General features: G+C 60.4%; 19 protein-coding genes. 8 read left to right on the top strand and 11 right to left on the bottom strand.

Annotated features, from left to right (window positions below):
• Positions 1-112: 112 nt before the first annotated feature.
• Entirely contained in the window at positions 113-334 is a 222-nt protein-coding gene (locus DSC91_RS00630) for a hypothetical protein (RefSeq protein ID WP_115776350.1), read from the bottom strand.
• Between the two features lie 207 nt (positions 335-541).
• Here DSC91_RS00630 and msuE point away from each other — a divergent pair, with 207 nt between their 5' ends.
• The 8 genes from msuE to DSC91_RS00590 all read left to right on the top strand — a co-directional run bounded on the left by msuE (position 542) and on the right by DSC91_RS00590 (position 8,390).
• Positions 542-1,123 carry an FMN reductase gene (gene msuE / locus DSC91_RS00625; RefSeq protein WP_115776349.1) on the top strand — a complete coding sequence of 194 codons (582 nt, stop codon included), beginning with the start codon at positions 542-544 and terminating at the stop codon, positions 1,121-1,123.
• Positions 1,124-1,151: 28 nt separating this feature from the next.
• Positions 1,152-2,255 carry a dimethylsulfone monooxygenase SfnG gene (sfnG, locus tag DSC91_RS00620; protein WP_115776348.1) on the top strand — a complete coding sequence of 368 codons (1,104 nt, stop codon included), beginning with the start codon at positions 1,152-1,154 and terminating at the stop codon, positions 2,253-2,255.
• Positions 2,255-3,403, top strand: a complete 1,149-nt coding sequence (locus tag DSC91_RS00615) for an AMP-binding protein (RefSeq protein ID WP_115776347.1) — start codon at positions 2,255-2,257, stop codon at positions 3,401-3,403. Before sfnG ends, DSC91_RS00615 begins: the two co-directional genes overlap by 1 nt.
• 18 nt (positions 3,404-3,421) lie before the next feature.
• Positions 3,422-4,201 carry an ABC transporter ATP-binding protein gene (locus DSC91_RS00610; protein ID WP_115776346.1) on the top strand — a complete coding sequence of 260 codons (780 nt, stop codon included), beginning with the start codon at positions 3,422-3,424 and terminating at the stop codon, positions 4,199-4,201.
• 13 nt (positions 4,202-4,214) lie between these two features.
• Positions 4,215-5,096, top strand: coding sequence for a branched-chain amino acid ABC transporter permease (locus DSC91_RS00605; RefSeq protein WP_115776345.1), 882 nt, complete (start codon positions 4,215-4,217; stop codon positions 5,094-5,096).
• A gap of 68 nt (positions 5,097-5,164) precedes the next feature.
• Positions 5,165-6,172, top strand: a complete 1,008-nt coding sequence (locus DSC91_RS00600) for a branched-chain amino acid ABC transporter permease (protein WP_167470502.1) — start codon at positions 5,165-5,167, stop codon at positions 6,170-6,172.
• Between the two features lie 62 nt (positions 6,173-6,234).
• Positions 6,235-7,593, top strand: coding sequence for an ABC transporter substrate-binding protein (locus DSC91_RS00595; protein WP_115776343.1), 1,359 nt, complete (start codon positions 6,235-6,237; stop codon positions 7,591-7,593).
• A 2-nt stretch (positions 7,594-7,595) separates the two neighbouring features.
• A complete protein-coding gene (locus DSC91_RS00590; RefSeq protein ID WP_115776342.1) occupies positions 7,596-8,390 on the top strand; it encodes an ABC transporter ATP-binding protein in 795 nt (264 codons plus the stop codon).
• A 66-nt stretch (positions 8,391-8,456) separates the two neighbouring features.
• Here the strand turns inward: DSC91_RS00590 and DSC91_RS00585 are convergent, their stop codons facing one another.
• From DSC91_RS00585 to DSC91_RS00540, 10 genes are all read right to left on the bottom strand, one after another.
• Positions 8,457-10,391, bottom strand: a complete 1,935-nt coding sequence (locus tag DSC91_RS00585; RefSeq protein ID WP_115776341.1) for a putative bifunctional diguanylate cyclase/phosphodiesterase — start codon at positions 10,389-10,391, stop codon at positions 8,457-8,459.
• A gap of 204 nt (positions 10,392-10,595) precedes the next feature.
• Positions 10,596-11,663, bottom strand: a complete 1,068-nt coding sequence (alr, locus tag DSC91_RS00580; RefSeq protein WP_115776340.1) for an alanine racemase — start codon at positions 11,661-11,663, stop codon at positions 10,596-10,598.
• Between the two features lie 311 nt (positions 11,664-11,974).
• Positions 11,975-13,006 (bottom strand): 4-hydroxyphenylpyruvate dioxygenase family protein, encoded by a 1,032-nt coding sequence (locus DSC91_RS00575; RefSeq protein ID WP_115776339.1) that lies wholly within the window; start codon positions 13,004-13,006, stop codon positions 11,975-11,977.
• Between the two features lie 152 nt (positions 13,007-13,158).
• Positions 13,159-13,572 carry a RidA family protein gene (locus DSC91_RS00570; protein WP_115776338.1) on the bottom strand — a complete coding sequence of 138 codons (414 nt, stop codon included), beginning with the start codon at positions 13,570-13,572 and terminating at the stop codon, positions 13,159-13,161.
• 101 nt (positions 13,573-13,673) lie between these two features.
• Positions 13,674-14,348 carry a Crp/Fnr family transcriptional regulator gene (locus DSC91_RS00565; protein ID WP_162831304.1) on the bottom strand — a complete coding sequence of 225 codons (675 nt, stop codon included), beginning with the start codon at positions 14,346-14,348 and terminating at the stop codon, positions 13,674-13,676.
• A gap of 97 nt (positions 14,349-14,445) precedes the next feature.
• Positions 14,446-15,066 (bottom strand): nucleoside/nucleotide kinase family protein, encoded by a 621-nt coding sequence (locus tag DSC91_RS00560; protein ID WP_115779624.1) that lies wholly within the window; start codon positions 15,064-15,066, stop codon positions 14,446-14,448.
• Positions 15,067-15,202: 136 nt separating this feature from the next.
• A complete protein-coding gene (locus DSC91_RS00555) occupies positions 15,203-16,078 on the bottom strand; it encodes a sugar phosphate isomerase/epimerase family protein (RefSeq protein ID WP_115776336.1) in 876 nt (291 codons plus the stop codon).
• The gene (locus DSC91_RS00550; protein WP_115776335.1) at positions 16,075-17,106 is read right to left on the bottom strand and encodes an ABC transporter permease; all 1,032 of its coding nucleotides are present in this window, start codon (positions 17,104-17,106) and stop codon (positions 16,075-16,077) included. The genes DSC91_RS00555 and DSC91_RS00550 overlap by 4 nt, the downstream gene beginning before the upstream one ends.
• Positions 17,103-18,116, bottom strand: coding sequence for an ABC transporter permease (locus tag DSC91_RS00545; protein WP_115776334.1), 1,014 nt, complete (start codon positions 18,114-18,116; stop codon positions 17,103-17,105). Before DSC91_RS00545 ends, DSC91_RS00550 begins: the two co-directional genes overlap by 4 nt.
• A complete protein-coding gene (locus tag DSC91_RS00540) occupies positions 18,109-19,677 on the bottom strand; it encodes a sugar ABC transporter ATP-binding protein (RefSeq protein ID WP_229758314.1) in 1,569 nt (522 codons plus the stop codon). The genes DSC91_RS00545 and DSC91_RS00540 overlap by 8 nt, the downstream gene beginning before the upstream one ends.
• Positions 19,678-19,782: the final 105 nt, after the last annotated feature.

The raw sequence follows: 19,782 nt of genomic DNA, 5'->3' as shown, positions 1-19,782 counted from the left end.
AGGGACAAGGACATTCACGCCGCGACGTGCGGGTGTGGCCCGTCGTCCATCGGCTGACGGGCGTTGAACAGCGTCGATCAAGCTTGCTTCCTGAGGAACATATTCTGACCCGCTACCACGACTTCCGATGCATTTTGTTGTGGTATCCAAAGTCGAATTGCTGCTTACGCAGCAGCATCGATATGGATGCTGCCTCTGCATCAGCACCGCTCTCATGCATCGCCTCCCAGGCAGCAGGCCAGTCGGAATACCAAAAACCTGCGCGCCCACCGCCGACGCCCCGCACTGCTTCTCCAGCAGCAGCGCCGAGGCCATCCTGCTTCGCCAGCTTCATACGTCGGTCTGCAATGGTTCCATGCCACCGCGATATGCGCGGCAGCGTGAGCCGCTAACGGTTATGCCATTTGACTTGACGAGCCGTTGACGTTGCCCCGCACATTCGCCCCCACCCCGTCTTTTCCACGTGGACCCGGATGGCACGGTATTCGCTAAATAAGCCGCAGTCCCGATTAATTCGCTTTCGCCTGAAAGGATCGTTCGAATGAGCAACAGATTGAAAGTGGTCGCCGTCTCCGGTGCGTTGCAACGGCCGTCGCGCACCCTCGTCGTGGTCGAACACCTGCTTGCCGCGCTCGGCAACTCGCTGCCGATCGACACGCATCTCATCGAGCTGGGGCAGATCGCTTCACGACTCGCCGGCGCGGTTCATCGCTCGCAAGTCCCTGCTGACGTGGAAGCGCACATCGAGGCCATTGAATCGGCCGACCTGCTGGTGGTCGCGAGTCCGGTCTATCGCGCTTCGTATACAGGACTCTTCAAGCATCTGTTCGATCTCGTGCATCACGAGGCGCTGTTCGACGTGCCGGTGCTGCTCGCCGCGACGGGCGGCAGCGATCGTCACGCGCTCGTCATCGATCACCAGTTGCGTCCGCTATTCAGTTTTTTTCAGGCTCGCACGCTACCGATTGGCGTGTATGCGTCGGAAGCGGATTTCAGCGGCTATGCGATCTCGAACCCGGCCCTCGAAGAGCGTATTGCATTGGCGGTGACTCGCGCACTTCCATGGCTGCACGCCGGACGGCTTCCCGCTTCCTCCCCGCAAGCCGCAACGCTGGCTGCATAGACCCCCTTACCCAATCACCAGGACCATCATGAGCCAGAATCCCTCACACGACGACGCCGTCAAGTTCGCCTACTGGGTGCCCAACGTCAGCGGCGGTTTGGTCGTCAGCACGATCGAGCAGCGCACGGACTGGAGTCTCGAGTACAACCAGAAGCTCGCGCAAACCGCGGAGAAAGCGGGTTTCGAATACGCGCTGAGCCAGATCCGCTTCACCGCCGGATACGGTGCGGAATATCAGCACGAGTCGGTTTCGTTCAGCCAGGCCCTGTTGCACGCGACCACCAAACTCAAGGTATTGGCGGCGATTCTGCCAGGACCGTGGCACCCTGCGGTTGTCGCCAAACAACTGGCCACGATCGACCATATTTCGAATGGCCGCATTGCTATCAACGTGGTGAGCGGCTGGTTCAAAGGTGAATTCACCGCGCTCGGCGAACCGTGGCTCGAACACGACGAGCGCTATCGCCGCTCGAACGAATTCATTCAGGCGCTCAAGGGCATCTGGACACAGGACAACTTCACCTTCAAGGGCGACTTCTACCGCTTCAACGATTACACGCTCAGTCCCAAACCGGTGCAAAAGCCGCATCCGGAGATTTTCCAGGGCGGCAGTTCACGCGCCGCACGCGACAACGCGGCCAGCGTCTCCGATTGGTACTTCACCAACGGCAATACGCCGGAAAACCTGAAGGCGCAGATCGACGATATTCAGGCCAAGGCGGCTAAAAACAATCACAAGGTGCGCATCGGCGTGAATGCCTTCGTGATCGCCCGCGATACCGAAGAGGAAGCCAAGGCAGTGCTCGCCGACATCATCAAGCATGCCCACGTCGACGCCGTGAACGCCTTCGGCGACGCCGTCAAGCAGGCCGGCAAGGCTTCGCCGGAAGGCGAAGGCAACTGGGCCACGTCGAGCTTCGAAGACCTCGTGCAATACAACGACGGATTCCGCACCAATCTCATCGGCACACCGCAGCAGATCGCTGAGCGCATCGTCGAACTGAAATCGGTCGGGGTGGATCTCGTGCTGACCGGCTTTCTCCATTTCATCGAAGAGGTGGAGTATTTCGGCAAGCGGGTCTTGCCGCTGGTGCGCGAACTCGAACTCAGGCAGCAGGCCAAGGCCGCCTGATGATGACAAACGCACCGCCGTCGACACTGCCGGACTGGCTGCGCCATCAGGCGCAGCACCGGCCGCGCGCCATCGCATTGCGGCACAAGCGGCTAGGCGCATGGCACGCGTTGTCGTGGCAAGACGTCGCCACGGCAGTCGAGCAGTTGGCCGCCGGTCTCGCGCAACACGGCTTTGCGGCGGGCGACGCGCTGCTGCTCGTCAGTCATCCGCGCGAGGAGGCGTTGCTACTGTCGCTGGCCGCGCAGTGGAACGGTGGCGTCGCGATACCGCTCGACCCGCAGCTCGCCGACGAAGCGTTGCGCTCGGTACTCACGCATATCGCCCCGCGCTTCGTGTTCGCCGAAGACGACAGCCAGATCGATCGCCTGCTGACGCATGAAGGATTGTGCGTGATCGACGCCAATCCGCGCAATCTGACGCCGCATCCGCATGGCGCCGTGACCGACTATCGCGCTTTGCGGGTCCACAACCCGAGCGGGTTTGCCTCAACTGCTCGCCCCCATGACGACGCATTCGCCTTCGTGCGCCTCGATGCGGAGGGACAACTCGTCGAACAACGTTTCCCGCATGCGGCGCTGGTGCGTGAAGCACAGCAACTCGTCGCGACCGAGCAACTGAACCAGGACGACGAAGCATTTGCCGCACGCGCATTCGCTGCGGCATCCCAGGCGCGTTACCTCATTGCACCGTGGGTATTGAGCGGCTTTCGCCTGAATTTTCCGGAGTCGCTCGCGACCCGCGACAACGATCGCCGCGAACTCGCACCGACGCTCGTCGCAGGCACTCGCGAAACCTACGCCCGGGTGGCACAGCTCGTCGATGACCGTTTGCCCGGTGCGCGTTCATGGCGACGCCGTCTGATCAGCCGTGCGCAGCGCGGACAGGACGGTGCACTTGCGCGTGCGCTGACCTGGTGGCTCATCGCCCGTCCGTTACGCGAAGTGATCGGATTTTCACGCACGCATGCCGCGCTCGTCATCGGACCGCCGCTCGATGAAAAAACCGCCGCGCTATTCGAAGCATTGCGCGTCGACGTGCGCGCCTGGCCCGATACCGGCGACTGGCGGCGTGTCGAACAAAAACGTCAGACGCCGCCGCAGCAGCGCTATGCAACAGACGGCGCGTCGGAACAACCGGCCTATTGATGCATGACCCAACGTTCAATGACTTCGTTCTCAAACGCGTTGCTCTCACTCGACCATATCTCGCTGTCGTTCAAAGGCGTGAAAGCGATCACCGACATCAGCTTCGCCGTGCGCACAGGTGAAATCTGCGCGCTGATCGGCCCGAACGGCGCCGGCAAAAGCTCGCTGCTCAACGTGATCAACGGCGTCTACCAGCCGCAGCAAGGCAGCGTGCATTTCGACGGCCATGTCTATCGGCGTATGAATCCGTATCACGCGGCGCACAGCGGCATCGCCCGCACGTTTCAGAACATCGCGCTGTTTCGCCGCATGAGCGTGCTGGACAACGTGCTCACCGGCCGCAATCTGCATCGGCGCAGCACGTGGCTTGAACAGACATTGAACATGGGCCGCGCACGCAACGATGAGACGGCGCAACGCCGCTACGCGGAGGTGGTGATCGAAGCGCTCGATCTGCAGCGCTATCGGCATACCACCGTCGGCACCCTGCCGTACGGCGTGCAAAAGCGCGTCGAGCTGGCCCGCGCCCTCGCCGCCGAGCCGCGCCTTTTACTACTCGACGAGCCGATGGCCGGCATGAACGCAGACGAAAAACGCGCGATGGCCGGCTATGTGCGCGACGCCAACACGCAATTCGGCGTGACCGTCGTACTCATCGAGCACGACATCGGCGTGGTGATGGACCTGTCGGATCACGTGGTGGTGCTCGATTACGGCAAGAAGATCGCCGACGGCGCCCCCGCTGACGTGCGCACCAACCCGGACGTGCTGGCCGCGTATCTCGGCACCCGTCATTGAGAGATTGAACACTATGGGATTCTTCCTCGAAGTACTCGTCGGCGGACTGCTGGCGGGCGTGATGTATTCGATGGTCGCGATTGGCTTCGTGCTGATCTACAAAGCGTCCGGCGTGTTCAATTTCGCGCAGGGTTCGATGGTGCTGTTCGGCGCGCTCACGTACGTGAGCCTCGTCGAGCGGCATGTGAATGCCGTGCTTGCATTCGGCATCACGCTGGCTGCCCTGGTGCTGATTGCGTTGCTGATCGGCCGGCTCGTTTTGCGGCCGCTGGTGAACCGGCCACCCATTGTGCTGTTCATGGCGACGCTCGGCTTGAGCTTCATTCTCGAAGGCGCCGCGCAATTATTCTGGGGCGCCCAGGTGCACGGCCTGGATCTCGGCATCGACGACAAACCGCTGAACGTGGCCGGCGTGATGATCAGCCAGTTCGACGTCTTTGCCGCGGCAAGCGCCGGCGTGCTGGTGATCGGCCTGTCGCTTCTGACCCAGCGCACGCGGCTCGGGCTGTCGCTGCGCGCAGTCGCGGACGATCCGCTTGCCGCTCTCGCCATCGGCATACGGCTGCCGCGCGTGTGGGCCATCGTGTGGGCGCTGGCCGGCTTTGTCAGCCTCGTGGCGGGACTCCTGTGGGGCGCACGGCTCGGCGTGCAGTTCTCGCTGTCGCTGGTGGTGCTGAAGGCGCTGCCGGTGCTGATCATCGGCGGATTTTCGTCGATTGGCGGGGCGATTGCCGGCGGCCTGCTGATTGGCGCATCGGAGAAGCTTGCCGAGGTCTATGTGGGCAGCCTGCTCGGCGGCGGCATCGAAAACTGGTTTCCCTATCTGCTCGCCATGCTGTTCCTGCTCGCGCGGCCTGTCGGTCTGTTCGGCGAACCCGCCATTGAACGCGTATGAGGCCGGCTATGTCGTCTTCCCGCCCCACGTTGAATGTGCCGTCCACATTCAAACCGTACCCGCTGCGAATGCCGCTGCTGAAGTTATGGCTCTCGGCGATTCTCGCGTTGATCGCGTTCATCGCCGTACCGCTCCTCGGCAACGACTACTGGCTCAATGCGATTCTGATTCCGTTCCTCGTGTTGTCGCTCGCAGGACTCGGGCTGAACCTGGTCACGGGCTATGCCGGCCAACTCTCGCTCGGCTCCGCGGCGTTCATGTCGGTCGGCGCCTATGCCACCTATAACCTCATGGTGCGGGTGCCAGGCTTGCCGCTCGTCGTCGATCTCCTGCTCGGGGGATTGATCACGGCCGCGGTGGGCGCCGTGTTCGGTTTGCCGAGTCTGCGTATCAAAGGCTTTTACCTGATCGTCTCGACGCTGGCCGCGCAGTTCCTTGTCGAATGGATCTTCACGCGAGTCAGCTGGTTTTCCAACGACGACACCTCGGGCGTACTCAGCGCGCCACGTCTCACGGCGTTCGGCTGGAAAATCGACACGCCGGCCGCGCGCTATCTGCTCGTACTCGGCGTCACCACCGTCCTGTTCATGCTTGCGACTCGCCTCGTGCGCAGTGAACTCGGCCGACGCTGGATGGCCGTGCGCGACATGGACACGGCTGCGCGGGTGATCGGCATCCCGACCGGCCGCACCAAGTTGCTCGCATTCGCGCTGAGTTCATTCGTGATCGGCATTGCGGGCGCGTTGTGGGCATTTGCTTATCTGGGCACGGTCGAGCCGCACGGCTTCGATCTCAATCTGTCGTTTCAGGTGTTGTTCATCATCATCATCGGCGGCATGGGGAGCATCGGCGGGAATTTTCTCGGCGCGGCGTTCATCGTGCTGCTGCCCATTCTTCTCTCGCATGCGGCGGGCGCGCTTGCCAGCGTCGGTATCGAAGCCGGTCAATTGCAGAACCTGCAGAAGATCCTCTTCGGCACGTTGATCATCGTTTTTCTCATCAAGGAACCGGACGGCCTCGCAAGACTGGTTCAGACCGCGCGAAATCGTCTGCGCGACTGGCCGCTGCGCGCGTGACTTCGCTTTTTTCCATCGCTCTTTAAACCACCGCTTATCCATCCATTCAAGGTCTATCCAGCATGAATTTCATCGACTCTTTAAAAAGGCGTGGGACGCTCTCGCGCGTCACCGCCGCTAGCCTGATGCTTGCCCTCACCGCCGCGTTCGCGCCCACCGCGCAGGCTGCGGGTGAAGAATACTTCCCGCTGCAAAGCTATCGCGTCGGACCGTATGCGGCGGGCGGCAGTGGCTTCTTCGGCGGCTTTATCGACTATATGAACCTCATCAACAAGCGCGATGGCGGCGTCAATGGGGTCAAGCTGACGTGGAGCGAATGCGAAACCGAATACGTCGTGGAAAAGGGCGTGGAATGCTATGAGCGGCTCAAGGGTGGTCTGAACGGCGCGCCGGCTGCAGCAACGAATCCGCTCTCGGTCGGGATCGCCTATGCGACGCTCGACCGGTCGACCGTCGACAAGATTCCGCTGGTCACGATCAATCACGGCCGCACGGATTCCACGGACGGCGCGGTGTTTCCGTATGTGTTTCCGCTTCAACTCAACCCGTATAGCGAAGTCTCGGCGATCGTCAATTACATCGGCCAGCAGTCAGGCGGGCTGAATCAGCTCAAGGGCAAGAAGATCGTGGTGCTCTACCACGGGTCTCCTTATGGCCGCGAAACGATTCCCGTGCTTGATGCACTCTCCAAAAAGTATGGTTTCGAACTCACGCAGATCGAAGTTCCGCATCCGGGTAACGAGCAGGGCTCGCAGTGGCTCACCATCCACCGGATCAATCCGGACTGGGTGATTCTGCGCGGCTGGGGCGTGATGAATCCGGTCGCGTTGAAGTCGGCGCAGAAGGTGGGCTTCCCGGCGAATCATATTATCGGGAACATCTGGAGCAATTCGGAGGAGGATGCGCGTCCGGCAGGCGACGCCGCAAAGGGTTTCATTTCGATCACCACGCATCCGTCGGGAACCGACTTTCCGGTACTTCAGGCGATCGATCAATATGTGATCAAACCCGGCAACGGCAATCTGAAAGACCCGGCGCGCTTCGGTACGGTGTACTACAACCTGGGCGTGGTCAACGGCATTCTCAATGTCGAAGCGTTGCGCGTGGCTCAAGCCAGGTATGGCAACAAACCGCTGACGGGCGAACAGGTACGCTGGGGTTTCGAGCATTTGAATCTCGACGATGCGCGTCTGAAGCAGTTGGGCGCGTACGGCCTCGTTCAACCGCTGAAGCTGTCGTGCTCCGATCATGAAGGCGGTGGCGCCGTGCGCTTCCAGCAATGGGACGGCCAGCAATGGAAGGTCATCAGCGGCTGGGTTCAGGCGGATCGCACGCTGTTGCGCCCGATCATCGAGAAGTCGGCGAACGCGTATGCCAGGGAAAAGGGCATTACGCCACGCGATTGCAGCAAGGATCTCTGAACATGAGCGTCGCCCCGATCCTGCAGGTCGAAGACATTGCCGTGACGTATAGCCAGCTCATTCCGGCATTGCGCGGCGTTTCATTGATGGTGCCGTCCGGCGCGATCGTCGCCCTGCTGGGTGGCAATGGCGCGGGCAAAACCACCACGCTCAAGGCCATCTCGAGCCTGATACGTGCGGAAAGGGGCGAACTGACGTCGGGACGCATCGCGTATCGCGGCGACACGATTACCGACGTGGACCCGTGGACGCTCGCTGAACGTGGACTCGTCCAGGTGCTGGAGGGACGGCGTTGCTTTGCGCATTTGTCCGTCGAAGAGAATCTGCGGCTCGGCGCTTTTGTGCGGCGGCCTGCCCGCGCTGATCTGCAGGCGGATCTCGAACGTATCTATGCGACGTTTCCGCGACTCAGGGAACGTCGTCAGGCGCTCGCGGGCTACACGTCCGGTGGAGAACAGCAAATGGTTGCGATCGGCCGCGCGCTGATGGCGCGGCCTTCGCTGGTATTGCTCGACGAACCGTCGATGGGGCTCGCCCCGCAAGTCGTCGAAGAAATCTTCGAGACGGTGGCTACCCTCAATCGCGACGACGGCGTCAGCTTCCTGCTGGCGGAGCAGAATGCGGCGATCGCGCTGCGGTATGCGCAGTCTGGATATGTACTCGAAGGCGGCCGCGTGGTCGCGCATGGGAACGCCGACGCGTTGCTGGAGCTGGATGTGTTGCGCGACGCCTATCTTGGGCATGCCAAAACCGCAACGAACGGCACGCGCAGAGGATCGCGGCACGCTGCCGCGTAACCGGCCGGGCAACGCCGCGGCAATGGATTCCTGGTTCGATTGCTTGCCGCCGCCCGGGAATATCTCTCAAGCCTTATCCGCGGAATGCACTGCAAGCCTTTTTTCGAGGTGTGGGATCTCTTCGCCCCGGACCGGCTTGCCCAGAAGAAAACCTTGAGCATGCGTGCATCCGCAGACGCGCACAAAATTCAGTTGTTCCTGCGTCTCGATGCCTTCCGCCGTGGTCGGCATGCCGATTTCCCGCGCCAACGCCACGATCCCGCGAACCACCGCCGCCGATTCGCGCCGACGCACGGACTCTTTCACGAACGAACTGTCGATCTTGAGCTTGTCGAACGAGAAGCGCACGAGCGTCGACATGGTTGAGAACCCCGTGCCGAAGTCGTCGAGCGCGAGGCCGATTCCCAGCGCGCGAAGCTTTTCGACGTTGTGCCGGGTAACGATATCGTCACTCAACAACACCGTTTCCGTGACTTCGATATTCAGACGCGCCGGCGGCAATCCCGTCTTGCCGAGAATCGCGGCAACCGTCGACGCGAACGACTCCTCCCGCAATTGCACCGGCGAAACATTCACGGCAACGCTCACCGCGTCACGCCACGTGGCGGCTTCCGTGCAGGACTGCAGCAGCGCCCACTCGCCGAGTGCGAGGATGAGACCCGTACGTTCGGCGGTGGGAATAAATGCGGAGGGAGAGAGCTCGCCGCGAGTTGGGTGCGTCCAGCGAAGCAGCGCCTCGCGGCCGGAAATCGTATCGTCGGCGAGATCGACGATCGGCTGGTACTCCATGCGCAAATCCCGGTAAGTCTGCATCGCGCCTTCCAGATCGCTTCGCAGGAGGCTCAAGCTTTCGTCCGATGCGTGCCTGACGGCATCGAAGATAGCGAAGGCGCTTTTGCCGCTGCGTTTGACCGCATACAACGCACGGTCCGCGCAGATCAGCAATTGTGGCCCCGTCTTTGCGTGCTCGGGATAGAGCGAGACACCCACGCTCCCGCCGATATGCACCAACGCCTCGCTGAGAGTGAAAGGACGCGCCAGCGCTTTGACGATACGGTCTGCCAGCAAAGGGACGTCGCGCGTCAACGCCGTGCCGTCGGTAATCGCGACGAACTCGTCGCCGGCCAGGCGTCCGACCAGATCGCCCGCCGGCAGTACTTCACGCAACCGAATCGCGGCCTCCTGAAGGATCTGATCGCCGGCGGCATGGCCCAGGCTGTCATTGATCGCCTTGAAGCCGTCGAGGTCGATCAGTAGAACCGCGAATCGATGATTCAGCCGCAACAAGCCCGCTGCGGTGCGCTCCAGCAGAAGCTCGGTAATGCGCGTGCGGTTGGGCAGGCCAGTGAGACTGTCATGGTGAGCGAGCCGATGACTGCTTTCGCGCGCCAACAGCAGCGCAACGGTGTCGCGATTGCTGCGCAAGGCCACGGTAAAGAAACCCGCCGCGCAGAACGGTGCCTGAAACAGCAGCACGAGCTTGCCGGAGCCGGGAGAAAGCGCCGCCCCCCAGCCCAACAGGCCGAGAATGAAGGAAATCTGGAGAAGCACCAGCCGGGGCGTGCCTGCGTTGCGTCCGGCCAATCCGCCGATCACGCCCACCGCGCAAACGTTTCCGAGTAGAAAAAGTGTCTGATTTCCGCTGGTATTGCACAAAAAAGTGCCAAAGCCGAATAAGACCGCCCAGAGAAGACTCGCAAAGAGAAAGGCGGAAGTAGGCGTCGGCAGGTTGCGGGCACTGCGCCGGCAGCACAGCCAGATCAACGCGAGACGCGTCATCAGCAGCGCGACCACGGCGCTGCCCCACCACGCGTAAAGGGCTCTGGGATAGAGGTAGTAGGCGGTTGCACAGACACTGATTTCGCAAATCGACGCAAATACGATCGATGCGGTTCGCGTGAACAGGTTGGCAAGCAATATTTGCCGATTGTCGGCGCTCAGGTTCTGAGCGGAGGACACCACCCATTTGAAAAACGGAGACCTTGGTTCGCTGAAAGCCATGACCTGCGCATTTTCAATGGTTAGTGGATCGAATCGGATACGCCTCGCGATTATTACGTAAACACAAAGTGTCCGGTACAGCGCGATGCGCTGTCTCATCGGACACCATGACGCCTGTGCAGCAGGCAATGTGACGCCGCTTCCCGGCCGAAGACGCGAGCAACCTTGCGGATTGCTTCACGCTCCGGCGAGACAGGCGGTCATTCAGACGACTTGCACGGGTACCCGTTTTGCCAGGGCGCACATCAGTTCGTACCCGATCGTCCCGCAAGCGTGGGCGACGTCATCGATCCTGACCTGTTCGCCCCACAGCTCGACTGTCGAACCGATCTGCGCATGCGGGCACGGCGTCAAATCGACCGTGAGCATGTCCATCGAAACACGGCCCACCACCTGCGTCATGACGCCGTCGATCGCGATTGGCGTGCCCGTGGACGCGTGCCGCGGGTATCCGTCCGCATACCCGCATGCGACCACACCAATGCGCATGTCACGGTTCGCGGCGAAGGCACGGCCGTAACCTACCGTTTCCTGCGCCGACAACGACTGCACGCCGATCACTTCGCTTCTCAGTGTCATCGAGGCGCGCAAACCCACGTCGCCGACGTGGCGCGACTGACCCGTGGGCGAACCGCCGTACAGCACCACACCTGGCCGCACCCAGTCGCGATGCGCCTGCGGATGCCACAGAACGGCCGCTGAATTCGCGAGGCTTCGTTGGCCCGGTATGTCTTGAGTCGCCGCATCGAAGCGATCCATCTGCCATGCCACGTCGCCCTCGTCGGCATTCGCGAAATGGCTCATCAACGTGATGTCGGCAACGCCAGGAATCGATCGGGCCTGCTCCCACGCGGCGCGGTACGCATCGGGCCGGAATCCGAGACGATTCATCCCGGAGTTCATCTTCAGATGCACGTTGACGCGCTCACGTGTCGGCGACAGGCGCAACAGATCGAGTTGTTCGCGGCAATGTACCGCCATGGAAAGATCGAACTGCTGGGCGATTTGCACGTCACCCGGCTTGAACACGCCTTCCAGAAGAAGGATCGGCTTGGTCCAACCCAACTCGCGCACGCGGACTGCCTCGTCGAGATCGAGCAATGCAATGCCGTCGGCATTCGCGAGGGCCGGGAGAACACGCTCGATTCCGTGTCCGTAGGCATTGGCTTTGACCACGGCCCAGGCCCGTGATCGCGGTGCCCGTTGCTTGACGATGGAGAGGTTGTGGCTGACTGCGGCGGGATGAATCTGTGCAACGATCGGGCGTGGCATAGGAAGCGTTGAGGGTTGGTTTGGAAAGGGAATGGATGCCCGTTGTTAAAGACCCGCGTTGCGGCCTAAGGGCAGCGTTTTCCACCATCGTATCTAGCTCAAGCCAGTTTTTGTTACTGTATTGCTTTGATTTTTGGGTTTATCTATCGGCAGCGTCTCGCGGCTGTGCCGGCGGCATATATACGGCGTCGCTCGCGTAGATTGACGCGATTGCATCGATGTCTTTTTGCGCGATGGCATTCATCCATGCGTTGTATCGCGCAAGGAGGTGGTTCCGGACGTCCTGCTCTGTCATGGCGTTGTTCCCTAAATCAATTGAGCGAGCCGCGCTGCTGCTGGTCCTTCTCCTGCGATTCGAACAGCGCCTTGAAATTGCCTTCGCCAAAGCCGTCTTCGCCCCGGCGTTCGATAATCTCGAAGAAGACCGGTCCAATCTGACGCTTCGTGAAACGTTGAAGCAGAATCTTCCGCGGCCCCTTGCCGTCGACCAGAATGCCTCGTTCCGCCAGTCGGCTGATGTCAAGACCGTGCCCCGGCAGACGCGCCTCGATCCCCCCGTAATAACTCGGGGATGGCGCGGCCATAAACTCGATCCCAGCAGCACTGAGCTTCTGAATCGTGTCTTCAATGTCGGATGTAAGCAGGGCGATGTGCTGAATTCCTTCGCCTCCGTAATCACGAATGAACTCATCGTTCTGATTGAGCACACCCGGCCGGTCGTGCGCCGCGGCTGCTACGGGAATCGACACGTGGCCACACGGACTCACCATGGAGCGGGCGCGCATTCCTGACATGTGACCCTTGACTTCGAGATACTGCTTTTCCACGAACCCGAAGGTGTCGCGATAGAAGTTGGCCCACAAATCGAGGTTCTCGGGGTGAACAATATTCGACGTATGGTCGACCGCGACGATATTGGCGTCGCCTTCGGGTGTGCTTCGAGCTTCGACTGGAAGCGAGAACACCTCGCGGAAGTCGCGGTCAATGAAGTGCACGAGACTGTCCCCAATGCCAAGAATCGTGGGCGTGTCGATGACAAACGCGCCTTCCGTTCCGGCGCAGGCAATACGCGCACCACCGGAGAGCGCCTGTGCCAGCGCGAGCTTCGCATCGTCGACACGGATGCCGATCGCGCGTACCGACGCGCCATGGCGGGACTCGAACGCATTCGGATTTCCATTGACGATGAACGCGGCTGCGCCTTGCGTCATAAGGAACATGCCGCTCGTGGACTGACCGCGCAGGCGGAAACCAAGATGCTCGAAGAGCTCGACGAGCGCCATCGGACGGGATGAGACGAATTCGACGAAGGCGAATCCGTCGGTTTTTACTTGAGTGCTCATGGTACCAGGTAGTATTCCTGACTATATATTACGGACCAGGCTCGAGGCGGTACAATCTCAATCAACAATGAGTCCACGCCCGAGCGGCTTGCGCATCCAGCTGCTTCAACATCTCGGCGTCACGCTACCGTCGACACCGACGAAAGTGCAACCTACTTGCGGGTCGCGGCAATGACCTTGATTTCGACGATAAGCTCGGGGCGAGCCAATGCGGCAATGCCGAGAATGGTCCACGCCGGAAAGTCCGAGCGAATGTATTGCGCCTTCACATCGCGGAACGTGGCGAGTTGCAAGCCGATATCGACGTGATAGGAAACGAGCTCGACGACATCCGTGAAGTCGAGACCCATGTGCTTGAGCACAGCGTCGATGCGCTTGAATGCGACGTCGATCTGTTCCTTCGGGTCTTCCGGAATCGACCCGTCGGCACGCAGGCCGATTTGCCCGGCGATGAACACCAGCCCGTTGGCCGTCACGGCCGGCGAATACTGGAACAGGTCGAAAATGCGATTGCTTCCGAAGGTTGCGTCATCTTCGGGAAGCCGCAGGCGCTCGATTTTGCTCATGGCAGTCCTTCAATCAACTGATGGGGTACGGGGAATCCGATTCCAATCGTGACCACTTTAAGTGACCGACAGACCTGCCGTCTGTATAGCGGGTTACCAAATCAACCGATAAGTTTGGACGAGTCGAGCACCCAGATGCGACGCTGCCGGAGTTCAATCGCGCCGAGCGCCGTCAGCCGCTTCAATGCACGTGTGACGGTAACGCGGGTCGCCCCCGTCATCGCAGCGATTTGCTCGTGCGTCAGAGGGACGGATATCAGCGTGCCGTCCTCCCGCTTCTCGCCATACAGCTCGGCCAGCCGCCCCAATAGCTCTCCGATTCTCATCTCCGGCTTTGGGAGCGCGAGATATTGCATGCGGGACGCCAGAATTCGCTGTTTGAGCGCAACGATACGCATGAGGGAGATGGCGAGTTCCGGACAGGACGGAATGACTTCTTTGATAACCCGGATGTCAAACTCGATCAGCTCCGAATCCTCAGCCGCGATGGCGGTTGCGATTCGCGGAAAGCCGTCCATCGCAGGAGACTCGCCGAACATCGCCCATGGCCCCATCATTTCAAGCATGAACTCGGCGCCGTCACTCTGAAAAATTGCGATCTGGATACGGCCTGACAGCAGAAAGTAAAAGGTAAAGCCGAGCTCGCCCTGACGATAGATCATGCTGCCCTTTTCGACCTTTATCTTCCGGCCGAGATGGGCAGCGCGAATCCACACGCCCGCCGTAGCGTCGTCCATATGCCATGTTTCAGTGGTCGGCGCTGCGCTTTTGCTCAAGCTTGTCTCCATTCATTGGCAGGGTGCCTGAGCGTATTTTCACATGGGAACGGTCGCCAGTCGTGGTCAAGCAAGCGGCCCGCAAACCTCGGGGATATTACGATGACCAATGGAACTGAAGGTCGGCGCGCGCTCGGGTCGAATCAATCAAGGTCGCGTTCACCTCGTCAGTCTGCAGAACCCACTGTCTCGCCGCGCCCTCATTCCGGCCGAAGCGCATGTGGCGACTAACAAGACGTTGCTGTCGAAGCGCCGAATCGACGTTGACGTACCAGACTTCGTCGAGAAGCGGTCGCACACCTTTCCAGTGCCCATGTTCAAGAAGAAGGTAATTCCCTTCGGTGATGACGAGCGGAATATCGGGCGCCACGGGAATCGCACCGGCGATAGGTTCCTCGATTTCCCGGCGAAAGATGGGGGCATAGATTGTTTCATCGTTGCGCTGCTGACGCAGGCGGCTCAGGAGCGCAACATAGCCGGCGCTGTCGAATGTATCTTCCGCACCTTTTCGTGACGCACGCCCGAGCCGCACGAGTTCGGCGTTAGCAAGATGGAACCCGTCCATCGGCACAATGATTGCCTTCCCGGGTAACGCATCGACAATTGCTTGCGCGAGCGTCGACTTGCCGGCTCCCGGCGCGCCGACCAGGCCGAGAATGCGGCGACGTCCGTCGGCAGTCAGTTGGCGTAGACGGTTCAGATACCGGTCCTCGATCATCGACATCATTCAAAATGCTCCAGGAACGTGATGTTCGGCGAGCGCCCTTTTGCCCTCGCCGAAGTCAGATACACATTTCACGCAAAGAATCGCAGGCGGGCTTCGGGACGCTTCCCCGACATTGCCTGACAGGCGCTTAGTGGTGGGCCTTTGCTTTGGCGGCGGCATTGATGCCTCCCGCGATGAACTCGCGGGCATGCGTTGCGAGGTCCATGCCATCGTCCCAAAGATTGCGCCAGATAGCCAATGCGTTGGACAGTTGCTCGTTGACGACGGTCGAAGAGAAACTCTCGAAGGTCACTACGCCCTTGTAGTCAATCATTGCGAGCGCATGAAATAACTGGGCGAACTCGATGGTGCCGGAGCCGAGATACCCGCGATTGCTCTCCCCGATATGCACGTACCCAAGCCGCTTTCCACACTGAAGAATCGGTTGCATGAAATCGGATTCCTCAATGTTCATGTGATAGGTATCGAGGTGAACGACAACGTTAGGCGCATCGACTTCGTCGAGCATGGCCAGCGCTTGGGACGCCGTGTTCAGCAGATTGCTCTCATAGCGATTCACTACCTCGAGCCCCAGCGTCACATTCTTCCTGAGCGCGAAATCCGCAATGCGCTTGATGGAATCGACAGCGTTTTGCCGGCCTTTCTTCGTGACAGGCGCATTGTATTTCGCCATCGCGCCGTAAAGGATTCCGCCGAAGTAGTGCCCTCCAATCGCCGACGTAATGGTGATGGCTTCCTCCAGCAACGCCACGCCGCGAGCAACAGTGGCGGAGTCCTCGCTCGACACGTCCGCATCAAAGGTAAGGCCGCGCGAGCAGCCAACCTCCAGTTCGTGCTCCTGCAACAAATCTCGCGTGAGCGCCAGGTCCATGACCTTCGGGCCATGCAGGGACAATTCCGCGAGGTCGAATCCGGCGGCCTTGGTCGAACTCAAGACCTTGCGGGTCGATTCAGGCGTCAAGTCGCCGGCCCATACCAGTGCGTGCACGCCAAGCTTGTTCATTGTGTCACTCCTTCAGATGCGGTCACGCGCCTGCGGACCAAAGTTTTGGAAATGCCGTTCGCCCATGCCCAACGGAACAGCATCACGGCAAGCAGGAAGACTCCCCACAACGCAGTCGCCAGGTGCTGGTTGGCACCGAGCAAATTGAGACCGGAAGCAATCACCTGGAGAATGACGAGCGCGATCACGACTGGCACGACGCGGCCGAAACCGCCGAATGGGTCGACGCGGCCAAGGAAGCAGGCCAGCACGGAGATCAGCAAAAATGCCTCGCCATGACCGACCCGAACCGAATTGAATTGCGCCGCCATGACCACGCCGGCCACGCCGCACATCAGTCCCGACAGCATGTAGATTCGAGTGACGGCGCGTGTTGTCGCGATACCGGCGTACCGCGTCGCCTCCAGATTCGACCCAATCATGCGGGTGGCGAAACCGAGCCGCGACCGTGTCATGACAACGTGCCAAAGCAATGCGCAGCCGAGAAAAATCAGGAGAGGAATCGGTATGCCGAGGAAAACGCCGTTGCCCATTTCGCGCACGAACGGCGGGAACCCCGAGATGTCGCCGCCGCGTGTGAGGAACTCACCTAACCCACGCAAAAAAATCATCATCGACAAAGACACCAGGATTGGGCTAGCTCCGGTGCGCGCGATGACAGCACCCATCACCCAACCGGCGGTGGAACCGGTGACCAACGCCGCAGCGATGCCGAGGATGACGGCTACAGCGCTCGCGTCCGCGCCGCCGTACGTATGAAGCACCCACGCCATCGCCAACCCCGACATGTTCGCAGTGAACGTCACCGCGAGATTGAAGCCGCCGGAAATCAGGGGCATCAGCATCGCCAGCGTAAAGAAGCCGAGTTCCGGCAACTGGAATGCTATCGAGACGAAGGTGCTCGCCGAGAAGAATCGGTCGGATGCGAAGCTCAGGATCGCGATGACCAGAACGAGAAATCCAAGCAAGCCGGCGACATCCGCCGGCACGAGCGGCACACCCGCACGTTCATATGAAGATGTTTTCATGACGTGGCCTTTACGCTCTGTGACGCGAATCGCGCTCCGACGAGCTTGGCGAAACCGTCGCTCGACAAGGTGATGGCGATAAGGATGATTGCGCCGATAATCATCTTGAACGCATACGGTGAGATACCGAGCAGGTTGAGCCCATTCGCGGTAATGGCGGTCAGCAGGATGCCGAGGATTGCGCCGAGAATCGTGCCGCGCCCGCCGCCCAGGCGCGCTCCACCGAGAACCACGGCGGCGAGTACATCCAGCTCGCGGCCATAGAACGCATTCGGCACGACTTCCTGCACGTAATGCGCTTGCATCAGTCCGGCTATGCCGGCCATCATGCCAAGCCAACCGTAGGCGATGTAGTGCATCGCACCCAGGTTGACCCCAACCCGTCTGGCCGCTTCGGGGTTGTCGCCCATTGCGTAGAGCTGCCGACCGGTTGTCGTCCGTCGCAACAGAAACCACGTGGCTATGACCATGACGACCATCACAACCACCGGCAGTGCGAGATTCGCGTTGCCACTCGCCGTGTGGAGGTTGACGATCGAAAGTCTGTCGGTCCACCAGTCCGGCAGGTCGTAGATGGACACCCCTCCCGTGAGGAACATCAACCCACCGAAGAACACATTGAACGTGGCAATCGTCACGACAATCGAAACGATGCGAAATCTGTAGATAATCGTGGCGTTGATTGAGCCAAGCAGAAACCCTAAAAACGCGGACAGAATGAAGCCGAGCGCCCAGTTGCCACCGCCGAGCCGCATCACTGCCAACGCGGTGAGGTACTGAACCACCGATGCACCGACGGCGAACGAGATATCAATGCCGCCGGCAATCAGAACAACCAGCAGTCCAACTGCGAAAATGATGTTGACGGAACTCTGGTTAATCAGGTCGAACAGGTTTGGGAGAGTAAGGAAGGTCGAGGTTGAAAGGCTAAGGCCAATCACCATGAGCGCGATAACGAGAATCAGCAGCGCCTCGATCGAACCGATTCCGAGTTTGCGAAATTCAGGCATGGACGTCTCGCTCGATTTGTTCCATCGTTGTCGTTCCCGGCACGTACTCTTTAACAATGCGGCCACCGCGCATATGCAGAATTCGGTCGGCGTTGAAGTAGACCTCCGGAATCTCGTCCGATATCAGCAAGATGGCCATACCCTCGGCAGCGAGCTTGTGAATGATGGCGAAGATGCCAGCCCGGGCGCCGACGTCGACGCCGACGGTGGGCGAATCCAGAATCAGGAGCTTCGGGTGGGTTGCCAGCCACTTGGCGAGCACGATGCGCTGCTGGTTGCCACCTGACAGTGTCGAGACCGCATCGTCCGGTTTCCCGATTTTCACCGCCAGTTGCTGAATCCAGTCTTGAATCAGTGCGTTTCGCTTCTTGGCGGCGATGAGATGGGCGCCGTCCAGAAGGTCGTCCAGCACCGCCGCAACCGTGTTGTCGCCAATGGATTGCGGCTGTATCAGTCCGAGTTGGAGCCGGTCTTCAGACACGTAGGCGATACCCGCGCGGATTGCATCGCGATTCGTGCGCAGCGACAGTTCTTTTCCGTCGAGCCGGATGGAACCCGCATTCGGGGAGGTCATTCCGAAAAGCGACAATGCAATTTCAGTTCGACCTGCGCCAAGCCGCCCCGTGACGCCGAGAATCTCGCCGCGTCGCACGTTGAACGACACGTCATGATATTGGCGCGCCCGCGACAAACCCTGCACCGCCAACACGACCGGGGCTTTCGACAGGTCCGTCGTACGCACCTCATAGTCGAACGTGCGGCCCGTCATCAGTTCGGTGAGACGGGTTTGAGTCATGCCCTCGGTCGGAAAGGTGCCGACGTACTGTCCATCGCGAAAAACCGTCACGCGAGTGCAGACGTCGAGCACTTCAGCAAGACGATGACTGACGAACACCACGGCAATGCCATCGGCGGAAAGCCGTCGGACAATTTTCAGCAGCGCTTCGGTTTCGGCATGGCTGAGCGAGGCAGTCGGCTCGTCCATGAAGACGAGACGAGCGTCGCGAACCAGCGCTCTCGCAATCGCCACGACCTGACGCTGGGCAATCGATAGCGAACGAACCGATCGGTCGAGGTCGATCGAAACGCCGAGCCGCTCAAGAATCCGGCGTGCCGCCTCCTTCATCTTTCCATAGCGAACGATACGCGGACGGGAGCCAAGGTTCTGCTCGAAAGCGATGTTTTCCGCGACGGTCATCTCGGGGAAGAGCGCCAGATCCTGCCAGATGACCTGGATACCGAGGTCGCGCGCTCTCGCCGGGTCGAGGCCGTCAATTGACTTGCCGTCCATGAGCATCACTGCGCCAGATTCCGGCTGATAGACGCCACTGATAATCTTGATGATGGTGCTCTTGCCGCAACCGTTCTCGCCCGCAAGGCAGAGCACTTCGCCGGGCATGATGTCGAACTTGACGGCGCGCAGCGCTTTGACGCCGCCAAAGATTTTGGAGATGTTCTCAAGCTTGAGCAGAGGTGTGCGGCCCGCGTCGAACGCGACGGTTGCCGTGTTCACATGACTTCCTGGAGAACTGAAGCTATTGATGGCAGCCGGTTGACTCATGAAAACGCTCCGATAGCACTTGCACATGACCGACTTGCAGCCAGATGTGCCGTACCGTTGACTTCCGGGTGAGCAGCGCCACATCCGCGCTCACCCGTTCGGCAG

Origin of the sequence: Paraburkholderia caffeinilytica, from assembly GCF_003368325.1 — a bacterium.
In the GTDB taxonomy this organism is placed as follows: Bacteria; Pseudomonadota; Gammaproteobacteria; order Burkholderiales; family Burkholderiaceae; genus Paraburkholderia; species Paraburkholderia caffeinilytica.
Note: the sequence above shows the minus strand (reverse complement) of the source record. Positions and strands in the feature narration are given on the sequence as shown.

Coding starts and splice junctions, on each gene's coding strand:
- alr (WP_115776340.1), bottom strand. CDS start 11,663: ATGCCACGCCCGATCGTTGCACAGATTCATCCCGCCGCAGTCAGCCAC.
- sfnG (WP_115776348.1), top strand. CDS start 1,152: ATGAGCCAGAATCCCTCACACGACGACGCCGTCAAGTTCGCCTACTGG.
- DSC91_RS00545 (WP_115776334.1), bottom strand. CDS start 18,116: ATGCCTGAATTTCGCAAACTCGGAATCGGTTCGATCGAGGCGCTGCTG.
- msuE (WP_115776349.1), top strand. CDS start 542: ATGAGCAACAGATTGAAAGTGGTCGCCGTCTCCGGTGCGTTGCAACGG.
- DSC91_RS00560 (WP_115779624.1), bottom strand. CDS start 15,066: ATGATCGAGGACCGGTATCTGAACCGTCTACGCCAACTGACTGCCGAC.
- DSC91_RS00555 (WP_115776336.1), bottom strand. CDS start 16,078: ATGAACAAGCTTGGCGTGCACGCACTGGTATGGGCCGGCGACTTGACG.
- DSC91_RS00615 (WP_115776347.1), top strand. CDS start 2,255: ATGATGACAAACGCACCGCCGTCGACACTGCCGGACTGGCTGCGCCAT.
- DSC91_RS00540 (WP_229758314.1), bottom strand. CDS start 19,677: ATGAGTCAACCGGCTGCCATCAATAGCTTCAGTTCTCCAGGAAGTCAT.
- DSC91_RS00570 (WP_115776338.1), bottom strand. CDS start 13,572: ATGAGCAAAATCGAGCGCCTGCGGCTTCCCGAAGATGACGCAACCTTC.
- DSC91_RS00595 (WP_115776343.1), top strand. CDS start 6,235: ATGAATTTCATCGACTCTTTAAAAAGGCGTGGGACGCTCTCGCGCGTC.
- DSC91_RS00590 (WP_115776342.1), top strand. CDS start 7,596: ATGAGCGTCGCCCCGATCCTGCAGGTCGAAGACATTGCCGTGACGTAT.
- DSC91_RS00605 (WP_115776345.1), top strand. CDS start 4,215: ATGGGATTCTTCCTCGAAGTACTCGTCGGCGGACTGCTGGCGGGCGTG.
- DSC91_RS00610 (WP_115776346.1), top strand. CDS start 3,422: ATGACTTCGTTCTCAAACGCGTTGCTCTCACTCGACCATATCTCGCTG.
- DSC91_RS00585 (WP_115776341.1), bottom strand. CDS start 10,391: ATGGCTTTCAGCGAACCAAGGTCTCCGTTTTTCAAATGGGTGGTGTCC.
- DSC91_RS00600 (WP_167470502.1), top strand. CDS start 5,165: ATGCCGCTGCTGAAGTTATGGCTCTCGGCGATTCTCGCGTTGATCGCG.
- DSC91_RS00575 (WP_115776339.1), bottom strand. CDS start 13,006: ATGAGCACTCAAGTAAAAACCGACGGATTCGCCTTCGTCGAATTCGTC.
- DSC91_RS00550 (WP_115776335.1), bottom strand. CDS start 17,106: ATGAAAACATCTTCATATGAACGTGCGGGTGTGCCGCTCGTGCCGGCG.
- DSC91_RS00630 (WP_115776350.1), bottom strand. CDS start 334: ATGAAGCTGGCGAAGCAGGATGGCCTCGGCGCTGCTGCTGGAGAAGCA.